General features: G+C 41.9%; 13 protein-coding genes. 9 read left to right on the forward strand and 4 right to left on the reverse strand.

Annotated elements, in window-relative coordinates:
• Window positions 1-131 precede the first annotated feature (131 nt).
• The 6 genes from NFR56_RS00985 to NFR56_RS01010 all read left to right on the forward strand — a co-directional run bounded on the left by NFR56_RS00985 (window position 132) and on the right by NFR56_RS01010 (window position 6,460).
• Window positions 132-455 (forward strand): PTS lactose/cellobiose transporter subunit IIA, encoded by a 324-nt coding sequence (locus tag NFR56_RS00985; RefSeq protein WP_049486455.1) that lies wholly within the window; start codon window positions 132-134, stop codon window positions 453-455.
• A 13-nt stretch (window positions 456-468) separates the two neighbouring features.
• Window positions 469-777, forward strand: coding sequence for a PTS sugar transporter subunit IIB (locus tag NFR56_RS00990; protein WP_013904534.1), 309 nt, complete (start codon window positions 469-471; stop codon window positions 775-777).
• An 11-nt stretch (window positions 778-788) separates the two neighbouring features.
• Window positions 789-2,090 (forward strand): PTS sugar transporter subunit IIC, encoded by a 1,302-nt coding sequence (locus tag NFR56_RS00995; protein ID WP_049486454.1) that lies wholly within the window; start codon window positions 789-791, stop codon window positions 2,088-2,090.
• Window positions 2,091-2,231: 141 nt separating this feature from the next.
• A complete protein-coding gene (locus tag NFR56_RS01000) occupies window positions 2,232-4,670 on the forward strand; it encodes a glycyl radical protein (protein WP_251457112.1) in 2,439 nt (812 codons plus the stop codon).
• Between the two features lie 15 nt (window positions 4,671-4,685).
• Window positions 4,686-5,354: a fructose-6-phosphate aldolase gene (locus NFR56_RS01005; RefSeq protein ID WP_049486453.1), complete on the forward strand. Its 669-nt coding sequence runs from the start codon at window positions 4,686-4,688 to the stop codon at window positions 5,352-5,354.
• 14 nt (window positions 5,355-5,368) lie between these two features.
• Window positions 5,369-6,460: a glycerol dehydrogenase gene (locus NFR56_RS01010; RefSeq protein WP_049506401.1), complete on the forward strand. Its 1,092-nt coding sequence runs from the start codon at window positions 5,369-5,371 to the stop codon at window positions 6,458-6,460.
• Window positions 6,461-6,775: 315 nt separating this feature from the next.
• Here NFR56_RS01010 and NFR56_RS01015 read toward each other — a convergent pair whose 3' ends face one another.
• Entirely contained in the window at window positions 6,776-8,098 is a 1,323-nt protein-coding gene (locus tag NFR56_RS01015) for a DUF1958 domain-containing protein (RefSeq protein ID WP_251457115.1), read from the reverse strand.
• A gap of 165 nt (window positions 8,099-8,263) precedes the next feature.
• On the opposite strand from NFR56_RS01015, the gene NFR56_RS01020 reads away from it, so the two are divergent.
• The 3 genes from NFR56_RS01020 (at window position 8,264) to NFR56_RS01030 (ending at window position 13,727) form a co-directional block, all read left to right on the forward strand.
• Entirely contained in the window at window positions 8,264-10,240 is a 1,977-nt protein-coding gene (locus tag NFR56_RS01020; RefSeq protein ID WP_251457118.1) for a peptide ABC transporter substrate-binding protein, read from the forward strand.
• 123 nt (window positions 10,241-10,363) lie between these two features.
• The gene (gene leuS, locus NFR56_RS01025) at window positions 10,364-12,865 is read left to right on the forward strand and encodes a leucine--tRNA ligase (RefSeq protein ID WP_251457121.1); all 2,502 of its coding nucleotides are present in this window, start codon (window positions 10,364-10,366) and stop codon (window positions 12,863-12,865) included.
• Window positions 12,866-13,055: 190 nt separating this feature from the next.
• Window positions 13,056-13,727 (forward strand): DUF4352 domain-containing protein, encoded by a 672-nt coding sequence (locus tag NFR56_RS01030; RefSeq protein ID WP_023919569.1) that lies wholly within the window; start codon window positions 13,056-13,058, stop codon window positions 13,725-13,727.
• Between the two features lie 76 nt (window positions 13,728-13,803).
• Here NFR56_RS01030 and NFR56_RS01035 read toward each other — a convergent pair whose 3' ends face one another.
• From NFR56_RS01035 to cbiM, 3 genes are read right to left on the reverse strand one after another with little or no spacing between them, the layout of a single operon-like run.
• Window positions 13,804-14,529 carry an energy-coupling factor ABC transporter ATP-binding protein gene (locus tag NFR56_RS01035; RefSeq protein ID WP_023919567.1) on the reverse strand — a complete coding sequence of 242 codons (726 nt, stop codon included), beginning with the start codon at window positions 14,527-14,529 and terminating at the stop codon, window positions 13,804-13,806.
• A gap of 12 nt (window positions 14,530-14,541) precedes the next feature.
• On the reverse strand, window positions 14,542-15,330 hold the full coding sequence (locus tag NFR56_RS01040; RefSeq protein WP_023919566.1) for an energy-coupling factor transporter transmembrane component T: 789 nt from the start codon (window positions 15,328-15,330) through the stop codon (window positions 14,542-14,544).
• A complete protein-coding gene (gene cbiM / locus NFR56_RS01045) occupies window positions 15,323-16,306 on the reverse strand; it encodes a cobalt transporter CbiM (protein WP_021154344.1) in 984 nt (327 codons plus the stop codon). Before cbiM ends, NFR56_RS01040 begins: the two co-directional genes overlap by 8 nt.
• Between the last annotated feature and the right edge of the window lie 90 nt (window positions 16,307-16,396).

Consider the following 16,396-nt stretch of genomic DNA (forward strand, 5'->3'; position numbering starts at 1 on the left):
AATAGCACAAATGTGCAAAAAACAAAAACAATAATCAAATGTTGTGATTTTTATTGACCGGCAAAAATATAAATGGTATATTGACAATAGAAAAAGCGCTTTCAGTAGATTGATAAAGGAGTGTAGTGCACATGGAAATAATTGTTGCAGACCAAATTATTATGGGATTGATTTTAAATGCGGGTGATGCTAAACAGCATATTTACCAAGCTTTATCATATGCTAAGGAGGGCGATTTTACATCTTCTGAAGACGAAATTGCGAAAGCAGATGCAGCATTGCTAGAAGCGCATAACTTGCAAACACAATTTTTAGCCCAGGAAGCAGGTGGGACAAAGACAGAGATTACAGCTTTGTTTGTGCACTCACAAGATCACTTAATGACTTCAATCACAGAGATTAACTTGATCAAAGAAATGATTGACTTACGTAAAGAACTTTCAGCGAAACAATAAGGAGGAAAAGAAGATGAAAATTGGATTGTTTTGTGCAGCAGGATTTTCAACAGGAATGTTGGTAAATAATATGAAGGTGGCGGCTAAGGAATTAGGGATTGATGCTGAAATCGATGCCTATTCTCAAGCGAAATTAGCAGATTTTGCTCCTGAAATCGATGTCGCTTTGTTGGGCCCTCAAGTAGCTTATACTTTGGATAAATCAAAAGCGATTTGTGAGGCAAACCATATTCCTATTGCTGTCATCCCTATGGCAGATTATGGGATGTTGGATGGTAAGAAAGTACTAAATCTAGCTCTAGAATTGCTAGGAGAAAAATAAGGAGGCTTCCCATGTCTAATTTTAATTCTCAGAAAATTATCGCTCCAATCATGCGGTTTGTAAACTTGAAAGGAATTATTGCTCTTAAAGATGGGATGTTAGCGATCCTTCCATTAACGGTAGTTGGTAGTTTGTTCCTGATTATTGGGCAATTACCATTTGAAGGCCTTAATCAGGCTATTGCTAGTGTATTTGGCGATACGTGGACAGAGCCATTTATGCAGGTTTATTCAGGAACATTCGCCATCATGGGCTTAATTTCGTGCTTCTCCATTGGTTATTCATATGCTAAAAACAGTGGAGTAGAACCCTTGCCAGCAGGAGTTTTGTCCCTATCTTCATACTTTATCTTGTTAAAATCTTCTTATGTACCAGCTAAGGGAGAACCAATTGGTGATGCCATTGCAAAAGTATGGTTTGGTGGTCAAGGGATTATCGGGGCTATTATTATAGGTCTGGTAGTTGGTGCGATTTATACTGTGTTTATCCAAAGACACATTGTTATTAAAATGCCAGAACAAGTACCTCAAGCCATTGCCAAACAATTTGAAGCGATGATTCCTGCTTTCGTGATTTTCTTACTATCAATGATTGTCTATATCGTATCAAAAGTAGTGACAAGTGGCGGTACTTTCATTGAAATGATCTATGATGTCATTCAGGTTCCTCTACAAGGTCTAACAGGATCACTTTACGGAGCGATTGGAATTGCCTTCTTTATTTCGTTCTTGTGGTGGTTTGGTGTGCACGGACAATCAGTTGTCAATGGTGTAGTAACAGCCTTACTACTTTCTAACCTGGATGCCAATAAATCAATGTTGGCAGCTGGGAAGCTATCCGTTGAAAATGGTGCTCACATTGTAACTCAACAATTCCTAGATAGTTTCCTTATTTTGTCTGGATCAGGTATAACCTTTGGTTTGGTTGTTGCTATGTTATTTGCTGCTAAGTCAAAACAATATAAGGCACTTGGGAAAGTTGCAGCTTTTCCTGCAATCTTCAATGTTAATGAACCCGTCGTATTTGGCTTCCCAATTGTAATGAACCCAGTGATGTTCCTTCCATTTATTATCGTTCCAATTTTAGCAGCGATAATTGTTTATACTTCAATTGCTATTGGGTTCATGCATCCATTCTCAGGTGTGACCCTTCCTTGGAGTACACCAGCCATTATTTCTGGATTTATGGTTGGAGGTTGGCAAGGTGCTTTCGTTCAAGTGCTGGTTCTCGCAACCTCGACTGTCGTATATTTCCCATTCTTCAAATTCCAAGATAATCTTGCCTATAACAACGAATTACAAGCTGAAAAATAGTGCGTTTATTAGGAGTGCACAGATGTGCGACTAGAATAGAATTTATAGGTATTATCCATAATTCATTGAAATTCGTAAAATTTAATGCTACTATAGTTACGAAAGAAAACAAAATAATTTCAAAAGAAAGGTTTTGAAAAAATGAAACAAGTAGAAGTAGCAAGTACAAGCATTAAAACAGAATATTTTGGAAGCCTCACTGAACGCATGAATAAGTATCGTGAAGATGTCTTAAACAAGAAGCCTTATATCGACGCTGAACGTGCCGTTCTTGCAACTAAGGCATATGATCGTTATAAGGAACAACCAAATGTTCTTAAACGTGCCTATATGTTGAAAGAGATTCTTGAAAATATGACAATCTATATTGAGGATGAATCCATGATTGCTGGAAACCAAGCATCCTCTAATAAAGATGCTCCGATCTTCCCAGAATATACTTTAGAGTTCGTTCTGAAGGAATTGGATCTTTTTGAAAAGCGGGATGGTGACGTCTTCTATATTACGGAAGAAACGAAAGAGCAGCTCCGTAGTATCGCACCGTTCTGGGAAAATAATAACTTACGTGCAAGAGCTGGAGCTCTTCTACCTGAAGAAGTATCTGTCTATATGGAAACAGGATTCTTCGGTATGGAAGGGAAGATGAATTCAGGAGATGCCCACTTAGCAGTCAATTATCAAAAATTATTGCAATATGGCTTGAAAGGTTTTGAAGAAAGAGCCCGCCAAGCTAAAGCAGCCCTAGATCTAACGGATCCAGCTAGCATTGATAAGTACCATTTTTACGATTCTATCTTTATCGTAGTTGATGCTGTTAAGACCTATGCTCAACGATTTGTTGAACTTGCTAAACAACTTGCTGAGACAGCAACTCCTGAACGTAAGAAGGAATTGCTTGAAATTGCAGAGATTTGCTCAAAAGTTCCATACGAGCCTGCAAGTACATTTGCAGAGGCTGTTCAGTCTGTTTGGTTTATCCAATGTATTCTTCAGATTGAATCAAATGGACACTCACTTTCATATGGCCGTTTTGACCAATATATGTATCCATACGTTAAAGCTGATTTGGAAAGTGGACGGGAAACTGAAGAGAGTATTGTTGAACGCTTGACCAACCTTTGGATTAAGACTATTACAATTAACAAAGTACGTAGTCAAGCACATACCTTCTCATCTGCAGGTAGTCCGCTTTATCAAAATGTTACGATTGGTGGTCAAACGCGTGATAAGAAAAACGCTGTTAACCCATTGTCTTATTTAGTGTTGAAGTCTGTTGCTCAAACTCACCTTCCTCAACCAAACTTAACTGTTCGTTACCATGCTGGTTTGGATGCCCGCTTCATGAACGAATGTATTGAAGTTATGAAGCTCGGATTCGGTATGCCTGCTTTCAATAATGATGAGATCATTATTCCATCCTTTATTTCAAAAGGCGTGCTTGAAGAAGATGCTTATGATTACAGTGCAATTGGTTGTGTAGAAACAGCTGTTCCAGGTAAGTGGGGATATCGCTGTACAGGTATGAGTTATATGAACTTCCCTAAAGTTTTGCTCATTACGATGAATGACGGAATCGATCCTGCTTCTGGCAAGCGCTTTGCACCAAGCTTTGGTCATTTTAAAGACATGAAGAGCTTCGATGAATTGCAAACAGCATGGGACAAGACCTTACGCCACTTAACCCGCATGAGTGTGATCGTAGAAAACTCTATCGACCTATCTCTTGAAAGAGAAGTGCCAGATATCCTCTGTTCAGCTTTGACAGATGACTGTATTGGACGTGGAAAACACCTAAAAGAAGGTGGGGCTGTCTACGATTATATTTCTGGTTTACAAGTGGGTATTGCAAACTTATCCGATTCGCTTGCAGCGATCAAGAAACTGGTATTTGAAGAAGGGCGCTTAACACCACAAGAACTATGGCATGCTCTGGAAACCGATTACGAGGGCGAACGTGGAAAAGAAATCCAAGAGATGCTTATCCATGATGCACCGAAGTATGGAAACGATGATGACTATGCAGACAGCTTAGTTCGAGAAGCATACGATATTTATGTGGATGAAATTGCTAAATATCCAAATACTCGCTATGGACGTGGGCCAATCGGTGGTATCCGTTACTCAGGTACATCTTCTATTTCAGCCAATGTAGGACAAGGTCGTGGAACATTAGCTACTCCGGACGGTCGTAATGCTGGAACTCCACTAGCAGAAGGATGCTCTCCATCCCACAATATGGACCAACATGGCCCAACATCTGTTCTAAAATCAGTTTCTAAATTGCCAACAGATGAAATAGTTGGTGGTGTTTTACTGAACCAAAAAGTAAACCCACAAACTTTAGCCAAAGAAGAAGATAAATTAAAACTTATTGCTTTACTCCGTACGTTCTTTAATCGTCTACATGGATACCATATTCAATATAATGTGGTTTCTAGAGAAACGTTATTAGATGCTCAAAAACATCCGGAAAAACACCGTGACTTAATTGTACGTGTTGCAGGCTACTCAGCTTTCTTCAATGTACTATCAAGAGCTACACAAGATGATATTATTGGACGGACAGAGCATACTCTATAGTAAAGAGGTATGTATATGGAATTTATGCTTGATACTTTAAATATAAATGAAATAAAAAAATGGGCTCGAGTGTTACCTCTTGCTGGGGTAACCTCTAACCCAACAATTGCCAAAAAAGAAGGAGAAATCGATTTCTTTAAACGGATTCATGAGGTTCGGGAGATCATTGGTGAAGCTCCTTCTATCCATGTGCAAGTTGTTGCGAAAGATTATGACGGTATTTTAAAAGATGCTGCGAAAATTCGACAAGAATGTGGCGGAAATGTTTTTATTAAAGTTCCGGTTACTCCTGAGGGGTTGGCAGCTATCAAAACATTAAAATCAGAAGGTTATAAAATTACTGCAACCGCAATTTATACTGTATTTCAAGGTCTTTTGGCTATTGAAGCAGGCGCAGATTACCTTGCTCCCTATTATAATCGAATGGAGAACTTGAATATTGATTCAGCACAGGTAATAGCACAATTGGCAGATTCAATCGAAAAAAATCAATCATCAAGCAAAATTCTAGCAGCATCCTTTAAGAATGTCGGTCAAGTCAATCGAGCATTCAAAGAAGGGGCACAAGCCATCACTGCTGGGGCTGATGTCTTTGAAGCGGCTTTTGGAATGCCGTCAATTGAAAAAGCGGTGAATGATTTTGCAAATGATTGGTCAGCTATTCATCATCAGAATATAATTTGATAAAGGAGGAGTATATGAGAAATTTTGCAAGTCCGTCACGTTACATTCAAGGGGAAAATGCCTTATTTGAAAATGCAAAACCTATTTTAGAACTGGGGAGTCATCCTGTATTACTATGCGACTCAGTAGTCTATGAAATCGTAGGAGAACGATTTGAAAAATATCTCCTTCGGTATGGATTTACAGTCTTGCCAGTCTTCTTTAATGGAGAAGCTTCTGATAACGAAATCAATCGTGTGGTTAGTTTGGCAGAAGAAAATGGCTGTGATTTGGTCATTGGACTTGGTGGAGGAAAGACCATCGATAGTGCGAAAGCTATTGCCGATCTTTTAAAATCACCAGTTGTGATTGCCCCTACCATTGCCTCTACAGATGCTCCCGTTTCCGCTTTGTCAGTTATCTACACGGATGAAGGTGCCTTTGCTCGCTATATTTTCTATTCTAAAAACCCAGAATTGGTCTTGGTGGATAGCAAAGTCATCTCTCAAGCACCAAAACGTTTGCTCGCTTCTGGAATCGCAGATGGATTAGCGACTTGGGTCGAAGCGCGTGCGGTAATGCAAGCCAATGGAAAAACCATGTTGGGTCAACGACAAACCTTAGCGGGTGTCGCCATTGCACAACGTTGTGAAGAAACCTTATTTGCTGATGGACTCCAAGCCATGGCTGCTTGTGAAGCCAAAGTCGTAACCCCTGCTCTTGAAAACATCATTGAAGCCAATACCCTTCTTAGTGGTATTGGGTTTGAAAGTGGTGGGTTAGCAGCTGCCCATGCCATCCATAATGGCTTTACAGCCCTTACTGGGGACATCCACCATTTGACTCACGGTGAAAAAGTAGCCTACGGAACGTTAGTTCAATTGTTCTTAGAAAACCGTCCTAAGGAAGAATTGAATAAATACATTCGTTTCTATCAACAAATCGGTATGCCAACCACTCTGAAAGAAATGCATCTTGAAACTGCAAGTTATGAAGATCTTCTCAAAGTTGGTCAACAAGCCACCATCGAAGGAGAAACCATCCATCAAATGCCATTTGAAGTGAAGGCTTCTGATATTGCCCAAGCCATCGTAGCAGTAGATGCCTATGTTCAAGGTTTAGACTAAATCAATATCTGTCATTCACAGATAATGTAGACAAACTGATTTTTTACATCAAACAAACTAATGGATGCCTAAAAAATTAAAATTAGATACTTTTTAAGGCTCATTAAAAAATACTTAGGAACTTTCCGCCGTGAGAAAAGTGCCTGAAAACAATTGTTTCAGGCACTCGGGAGTTTTGAGACCTTAGGCTCAAAACTAAGTCATGGAACTTCTTCGAAGTTCGCTGACGTCCGTACTCACCTAAGGAAAGTTCCTAAGATGGCTTTGTCGACAAACCAAGAACTCCCATACCTTATGGTAATGGGAGTTCTTTTTCTATTTTCTTCTTTTTGGATCGGTTTGTTTAAAGATCAGGTATAAAATTCCGGCAGGCAGGAAGCAGAAGAGCCACATGACATCGAGTCCCTTGCTTTTACTGCTAGAGGTCGTTGCTTTAGACTCACTTACAGCCACTCCCGGTTTAATGCTTGGAGATACCTGTTGCAAGCCGTTCTGAACAACTAGGCGGTTGTCTTCTAGTTTAAGGGCTGGCTTCGTCCCCTTCTTAACGGTCGCATAGAAGTCTTGCTTCAAGTGAATGGTCTTCCCGTCGATGGTATGATCGCCTGCAGAAAGGATTTTTTTATACTGGTAGTCTGCGAACATTTTCTCAGCCAAGGTATTCCCGATTTGATTGCGGTAACTTTCGGCGATCTCGACATCGTAGTTTCCAACCCCCAAAATGACTTCGATAATCCGCTGTTTACCCCGCTTGGTTGTCGCGGTGTAGTTGTAGTCAGCAGTCGGGCTGGATCCAGTTTTGAGTCCATCTGTTCCTTTAAGGGCGAATTTTCCACCTTCGAGGGAAGTATTGTAGTTATCGTAGCTTTGCTCGTAGGGGGTTCCTTCCATGATCGTAGTGTGAGCTTGCTTGGTGTATTCCAACATTTCTGGCAGGTCGTTTACGATGTGATAAGCCAGAATAGACATGTCCCGCGCTGTGATTTCGTTATTCGCATTGACATCGTAGCGCTGAGGATTGTAGTAGCCCTGAAGGACCGAGATCATCGCCCCATTTGGATTGTGCCATTTGGTATGGCTCATCCCCATTTCTTGCGCGTACTGATTCATTAAGTCCAAAAACTTATCGGGATCATTGTCAGTAACGGCGTTGGCCAGCATAATCACGGCCGCACTGGAAGATGGAACAAAGAGCATCTTGATCAATTCAGATACTTTGTAGTCAACACCAGCTACAATAGGTGAGTTACTTAACAGATTGTTTTCCGAGATGGCTTGGTCTGCCTCTGTTGCTGTAACCACGGTATCATATTTGATCTTGCCTTCTTTGAGGGTCCGAAAGACTACATAGGCACTCATGAGTTTGGCCATGCTTCCTGAGTCCCGGACCGTGTCGATATTGTCTCCGTACAATATAGCTCCAGTATTGGCGTCGATGACGATGTCAGCCTTAGGCTTGTAAAAATCATCCAATACCAGTCCAGCATCAGCTGCGATTTTCATGACATCTTCTTGCTGGTAGATGTCGTCCGCAAAGGCAGTGGAAATAGGGCCTAATGTCAAGACTCCTACAAGGAGGGACAAGAGGCTGTGTTTTAGTCGTTTGTATAAATGTCTCACATAATTCATAGATTCCATTATATCATACAGGCCAGAGATTCAACTTGAAAAAATTCTAGAAAAAGTAGAAATTGAAAAAATAAAGAAAAAATAGAATAATTTCGCAGTAAAAGCGTTTACATTTCCCTAGAAAGTGCTATAATTTAAATTGAGTATAACATTTTTTACAATGAGGTGATTTATATGAACAAAGGGAAGGTACTCTTAGCTACCAGCGCTCTGCTTTTATCAGCTGGTGTACTGGCAGCCTGCTCAGGAGGGAAATCTAGTAGCTCTGGTGGTCAGACATTTAGCTATGTCTATACCCAGGATCCGGATACCTTAGACTACTCGATTTCCAATAAAAAATCGACTTCCGAGTTTACAGGAAATGCGATAGATGGCTTGTTGGAAGTGGACAAGTACGGGAACTTGATCCCATCGCTTGCTAAAGACTGGACTGTTTCCAAGGATGGCTTGACCTATACTTATAAACTCCGTAAAGGGGTCAAATGGATGACTTCTGAAGGGGAAGAATATGGAGAAGTCAAAGCCCAAGACTTTGTCACAGGCCTCAAACACGCGGCAGACAAGAAATCACAAGCGATTTACTTGGTCCAAAAATCTGTCAAAGGCTTGGATGATTATGTTTCAGGGAAGACATCTGATTTCTCAACTGTTGGAGTAAAGGCTATTGATGATTATACCGTTCAATATACCTTGAGCCAACCGGAAAGTTTCTGGAATTCTAAGACTACGATGGGGATCTTGATGCCGGTTAACGAAGAATTCCTGAAATCTAAAGGAGATGACTATGGTCAAGGAACTTCTCCATCTAGTATCCTCTACTGCGGTCCTTATTTGATCAAGTCCATCACTTCTAAATCTTCTGCGACCTTGGAAAAGAACCCAACATATTGGGATGCGGATAATGTCAAGATCAGTAAAGTCAAGTTGACCTATTATGATGGACAAGATTCAGAATCCTTGATCCGTGGATTTGATAAAGGCGACTATACGGTTGCCCGTGTCTTCCCAAGTGGCTCTAACTATAAGAGTGTAGAGAAGAAGCACAAAGACGATATCGTCTTTAGTGACCAAGGTTCCTCAACCTACAACCTTTCCTTCAACATTGACCGTCAGTCTTATGAAATTACAGCCAAGACCACAGATGCTCAAAAGACTTCAACTAAGAAAGCAATTTTAAATAAAGACTTCCGTCAAGCCATTATGTTTGCCTTCAACCGTAAGGCATATGTAGCTCAGGCGAACGGGGAAGCTGCTGCCAATAAGGTCATCCGTAATACCTTTACGCCACCAAACTTTGTCCAAATCAATGGCCAACAATTTGGGGATGCAGTAGAAAAAGACTTGGAAGCTTATGGGGATGAATGGAAAGGGGTCTCTGTCGCAGATGGAAAAGATACCCTCTACAATCCAACCAAGGCCAAAGAAGAGTTTGCCAAAGCTAAGGCAGATTTGCAGGCTCAAGGAGTTGAATTCCCAATTCATTTGGACCTTCCAACTTCTTCAACTTATACAGAAGGAATCAAACAAGCCCAATCCTTCAAACAGTCGATCGAGTCAACTTTAGGAGCAGAAAATATTGTTATTGATCTGAAAATGATCTCAGATGATGACCTGCAACGGGTTACCTACTTTGCTGAAAATGCATCGCAACAAGACTGGGATTTGAACAATAACTTGGGTTGGGGACCAGACTATACGGACCCATCTTCTTACATTGATATCACTAGTGGTAAATCTGGCGAAAATGCCAATGCCTACTTTGGATTCGATGCTGGTACGGATAATGCGGCCGCAAAAGCAGCTGGTTTTGATGAATACGATCAATTGATCGAAGATGCGCACAATGAAACCAAAGATGTGAACAAGCGTTACGAAAAATATGCTGCCGCTCAAGCTTGGTTGACCGATAGTGCACTCTTGATTCCGATCCATTCAGATGGAGCTTCTCCAGGTGTTCGTAAGACTGTACCATACTCCGCAGCCTTTGCTTGGACAGGCCACAAGGGTCAATCCTTCAACTATAAGTATTTAGAAGTTCAAGACAAGGTCGTATCGGCTAAAGACTACGACAAAGTGCGTGATCAATGGAAGAAAGAAAAAGAAAAATCCAATAAAAAAGCGCAAGAAGAACTTGAAAAGCATGTGAAATAGACTTTTCTTGAAGAAAACAGGAGAGACAGGTCCCGTATGGGACCTGTCTTTTTCTTTGTCTGAACCTTTAAAAATCGCCTAAAAATGGTATAATAGGAGCATCACGAAAATTGGAGAGACGCTATGAGTTTTTACAATCATAAAGAAATCGAGCCTAAGTGGCAAAAATACTGGGCTGACCATCACACTTTTAAGACAGGAACAGACGCTTCAAAACCTAAGTTTTATGCTTTGGACATGTTCCCTTACCCATCTGGAGCGGGTCTTCACGTAGGACACCCAGAAGGCTACACAGCGACTGATATCCTTAGCCGTTTCAAACGTGCCCAAGGTTACAATGTCCTTCACCCAATGGGATGGGATGCTTTTGGTTTGCCTGCAGAGCAATACGCTATGGATACAGGGAATGACCCAGCGGAATTCACAGCGGAAAACATCGCCAACTTCAAACGCCAAATCAATGCGCTTGGCTTCTCTTATGACTGGGACCGTGAAGTCAATACGACAGATCCGAACTACTACAAGTGGACGCAATGGATCTTCACCAAGCTTTACGAAAAAGGTTTAGCCTATGAAGCGGAAGTGCCAGTAAACTGGGTTGAGGAACTAGGAACAGCTATCGCCAACGAAGAAGTTCTTCCTGATGGAACCTCTGAGCGTGGGGGCTATCCAGTTGTCCGCAAACCAATGCGCCAATGGATGCTCAAAATCACTGCCTATGCGGAGCGCTTGCTGGCTGACTTGGATGACCTTGACTGGCCAGAGTCTATCAAGGACATGCAACGCAACTGGATTGGGAAATCAACTGGTGCCAATGTCACCTTCAAAGTAAAAGGAACAGACAAGGAATTCACCGTCTTTACGACACGTCCAGATACTCTTTTCGGTGCGACCTTCACTGTCTTAGCTCCTGAGCATGACTTGGTTGACGCTATTACAAGCCCAGAGCAGGCTCAAGCTGTGGCTGACTACAAACACCAAGCTAGTCTTAAATCAGACTTAGCTCGTACAGACCTTGCTAAGGAAAAAACAGGGGTTTGGACTGGTGCTTATGCGATCAACCCTGTCAATGGCAAAGAAATTCCAATCTGGATTGCCGACTATGTTCTTGCTAGCTACGGTACAGGTGCTGTTATGGCCGTACCTGCCCACGATGAGCGTGACTGGGAATTTGCTAAACAGTTTGGTCTTCCAATCGTAGAAGTCTTGGAAGGTGGAAACGTTGAAGAGGCTGCTTACACAGAAGATGGCCTTCACGTCAACTCTGACTTCTTGAACGGTCTCAACAAAGAAGAAGCGATTGCTAAAATCGTGTCTTGGCTAGAAGAAAAAGGCTTTGGTCAAGAAAAGGTTACCTACCGTCTCCGCGACTGGCTCTTTAGCCGTCAACGTTACTGGGGTGAACCAATCCCAATCATTCATTGGGAAGATGGAACTTCAACAGCTGTTCCAGAAAGTGAATTGCCACTTGTACTGCCAGTCACCAAGGACATCCGCCCTTCAGGTACTGGTGAAAGCCCACTAGCTAACTTGACAGACTGGCTGGAAGTGACTCGTGAAGATGGGGTCAAAGGTCGTCGTGAAACCAATACGATGCCACAATGGGCCGGTTCAAGCTGGTACTACCTCCGCTATATCGACCCACATAACACAGAGAAATTAGCTGATGAGGACCTCCTCAAACAATGGTTGCCAGTCGATATCTATGTGGGTGGTGCAGAACATGCCGTACTTCACTTGCTTTACGCTCGTTTCTGGCATAAATTCCTCTATGACCTTGGTGTTGTACCGACTAAAGAGCCATTCCAAAAACTCTTTAACCAAGGAATGATCTTGGGAACCAGCTACCGTGACCACCGTGGTGCTCTTGTAGCGACTGACAAGGTTGAAAAACGTGACGGTTCCTTCTTCCATGTGGAAACAGGGGAAGAATTGGAACAAGCACCAGCTAAGATGTCTAAATCCCTCAAGAACGTGGTGAACCCAGACGATGTGGTGGAACAATACGGTGCCGATACCCTTCGTGTCTATGAAATGTTCATGGGACCACTCGATGCCTCCATCGCTTGGTCTGAAGAAGGTCTGGAAGGAAGCCGTAAATTCCTCGACCGTGTGTACCGTTTGATTACAAGTAAAGAAATCGTTGCGGAAAACAATGGTGCTCTTGACAAGGTTTATAACGAAACCGTTAAAGCTGTCACAGAGCAAATCGAGTCCATGAAATTCAACACAGCCATTGCCCAGCTCATGGTCTTTGTCAACGCGGCGAACAAGGAAAACAAACTCTATGTAGACTACGCCAAAGGCTTTATCCAATTGATTGCCCCATTTGCGCCTCACTTAGCAGAAGAACTCTGGCAAACAGTCGCAGCAACCGGTGAGTCTATCTCTTATGTGGCTTGGCCAACATGGGACGAAAGCAAATTGATTGAAGATGAAATTGAAATTGTCGTTCAAATCAAAGGAAAAGTCCGTGCTAAACTCATGGTCGCAAAAGACCTGTCACGCGAAGAATTGCAAGAAGTCGCTCTGGCTGGCGAAAAAGTCAAAGCAGAGATTGATGGCAAAGAAATCGTGAAGGTGATTAGTGTCCCTAATAAGCTTGTTAATATTGTTGTGAAATAAAAAATGAATCCTCCAGAGCTAAATTCTGGGGGATTTTTGAATTCATTTAGAGAATGAACAAAATAATTTACATAATTTCATAGAGATAAATCACTATTTAAAGAAATTTTTAGTTTTATCCCTCAAAATGCTTTTTTTTGAGCAAATACATTATAATTATATCAAAGAAAAAGTTTAAAGGAGATTTCTTATGTCTAAGAAAATCAAGGATGAAAACGGGAACGTTTATGTGAAAAAAACACCTTTCTACAAGAAATGGTGGTTTATTTTGCTTGTAGTGTTAATTGCTTATGGTGCTGTAACGAAGGGTGGAGGTTCAATAACTTCAAAAAATTCAACAGGTAACTCAACGACAACACAAACGACCAGTTCCACTGAGCAAGCAACTAATGATAAAAATGGGAAAACAGCAGTATCTGAAGAGAGTAAGTCTGCCGAGAAGAAATCTGTAGCACAAGCGATTCCCAAAATTGGTGAAGTTACTAAAGTGGGGGATGTTGAATATATTGTAAATTCTAAGTCTATTTCTCAAAATGTTGGAGGAGAGTACGGAAAGACAGCAAATGGTAGCTACTTGATTTTGAATGTAACAGTAAAAAATTCAGGAAAGAAATCAATTACTGTTACGAACGATTTCTTTAAACTGCTAAAAGGTGATACGGAGTATGAAACCGATAGTGTAGCTGGTATGTATGCTAATGAGGAAGGAAAATTCTTTCTTTCAGAGTTAAATCCGGAAAACAGCATCACTGGTAATGTGGTTTTCGACCTTAATGCGGAAACTGCTAATGCATCCGGACTTGTATTACAAGTACAAACCGGTGTTTGGGGAACACAAAAAGGAAAAATAAACTTGGATTGATAAGTTGTTTATGTATAGATATTACGCTTGTCTCTCTCATCAAAAAAACTTCGGTAAAAAAATTTACCGAGGCTTTTTAACATGTAGTGAAGGATTGTTGAATGGCCGGGTCATTTTCCCAATCGGCTCGATCGTAGCTGCCTGTGATGGTGTGTTCTTCAGAAAAGAGGAGGACCCGTTCGACAATCGGTGCGATTTGTTCGAAATGGTGGGAGGAAATCACAATTGTTTTTCCAGCTGTTTTTAGTTCTTGCAGCAAGGTGACAATCAGCTTCTGGTATTTTGGCGAGAGGCCGTTAAAAGGCTCGTCAAATAGCAAGAGACTAGGATTCATGGTGAGGACACTGGCGATAGCGACTAGCTTCTTTTCGCCACCAGAAAGATGGTAGGGAATGCGATCTCTCAGGTGTTCAATCTCTAAAAGACCGAGCGTATCCTTGACGCGTTGTTGGACTTCGGTTTCGGCTAAACCTAATTGGCGTGGCCCAAAAGCCAGTTCATCATAGACACTTGTATTGAACAATTGGGTATCGCTGTTCTGAAAAATGAGTCCAACCTGCTGGAAGAGTTGCCCAGCACGATGGGGATCTTTCAAGAAGTCTTGGTCAATGGTCCAGTCCTTGAAGTGGTACTGACCAGAAGAGAGGGGCAAGAGTCCAACCAGAATTTTAAAAAGGGTAGATTTTCCCGCTCCGTTTGGACCCATCAGGCCAACGGTTTCCCCCTTTTGGATCTGGAGTTGAATATCATGGATTCCAGTCTCCTCGGTGTAGTGGTAATTTCCATCTTGAATGCGAATCATATACTTTCCTTTCTAGCCAAGTAAGATCGTGAAGGTCGTGAGAACTGCCAATTCCAATAGGAAAAAGACGTCTTCCTTCTTCCAGTGGAAGGCTTCTTTGCGCTTTGTATCCATGCCGTAGCCTCGAAGAATCATCGCTTCGTACACTTCTTTTGTATGGTTTTTTGTGGATAGGTACAAGAGACCAAGGAGGGAGCCAAAGAGATTGAGATTCACCTTTTGCCCAACTGTTCTCAGCTGGACGCATTCGATCTGTTGTTGCAAGTGTTTCCCTAAGATATAGCCATATTTGAGTGTGATATCAATGGTTTGCACAAAGGTTTTTGGAACACGTAACTGACGAAGGGCCTCGACCAGTTGCACACTTGTCGTTGTGGCTAGAAAGAGGGAAATATTGAGGACAATCATCCCTGCACGTAGCAAAAAGAGCCCTCCATTTTGAAATCCTTGAAATAAGATGCTAGGTAATATCACAATTGTGGAAATCAGCAGCACCTTGAACAGGACCTTAAAGAGGTGGAGTAGGACCTCTCCAGGAAGCATGGCAATGTGCATTAACAAAAGGATACCAATCAACCACAGTTGGATGGGATGGTGGGCAGTCGTAATGAGAATGGCTAGAATTAAAAAGGAAACGAGTCGCATCCAAGACGAAGTTTTGGCCTTGAATGCGGGCGTCGTTTGTTTCATTTTGCCAAGAAAGTGGCGCAATGTTTGAAGATTCATTTGTAAATAGTGATGGCTTTTGGATGCTTCAAGAGTTGCTTGCTCTTGATGAAGCCAGTCAGGGAGTTTACGCATGAGAAGTTTTTTCTCCGTTCATTGATCGAATGATTTTACTGATGATATAGAAGATAAGGACGGCTGTCACGGCTGAGAGAATATAGCCGATCGCAATTTTAGTTCCAGGAATGGTGTAATCACTAAACAAGGCATCAAATGAGAATCCATTTTTGATCCCTGTTGGAACTTTGCCATGAAGCAGGCTACCCAATTCTTCAGCAGACCATTCACCAAAGGCTGTCCCATCTGCGAGAAGTCCAAGTGGGCTGAGGACGATCAAAGCAAGGAGCACCCAGCGAATTTTTTTAACGAATGAAGTTGTATTGACTGAACTTGGTGTGTACAACTCTGTAGGAGCGACTTGTTTGACAAAACGGTAAATCACAAAGGTGAAGAAGGCTTCGACCCAACCTGCTACAAGGAGGTGAGCTCCCAACATGGCAGGTACGGTAATACTCAATCCATAAGGGTTATAGAGCGGCTGACCAGCTTCTGAAGCGATGAGTGGTTGCAATCCCAATTCAACACCAGCTAAGAAGGCTGCAGCATTGATCGAAAGATAAGAGCCGACAATGACGCCAAGCGTTTCCTGATGGTGCTTGCGGAACAAGCTATAAATAGCATAACCAACGAAAGGCATCACAATGGCCATGTTGAAAATATTGGCCCCAAGAGCGAGAATACCTCCATCCCCAAATAAGAAGGCCTGTAGCAGTAAGGCGACTGTCAGCGCCAGAGAGGCTGCATAGGGACCTATGAGAATGGCAAGAAGGGTTCCTCCGACAGCGTGAGCGGTCGTTCCGCCAGGGACAGGAACATTAAACATCATTAATAAGAAGGACAAAGAAGCAGCGATCCCAAGCATCGGAGCCAGCTCTTTATTTTCTTTTAATTGCACCTTGACTTTTTTGACAGATAAGACAATAACAGGTGCAGCAGCAACCGCTAAAACCGCACAACTTGCAGGACTAAGGTAATTATCTGGTATATGCATAACAAATTCTCCGTTAGTATGAATTATTTTCGTTAACAGATTACCACATTATAAAATCAGGTGTCGTTACAAAACGAGTCCAACATTTGT

Origin of the sequence: Streptococcus caecimuris, assembly GCF_943193075.1 — a bacterium.
Lineage (GTDB): Bacteria > Bacillota > Bacilli > Lactobacillales > Streptococcaceae > Streptococcus > Streptococcus caecimuris.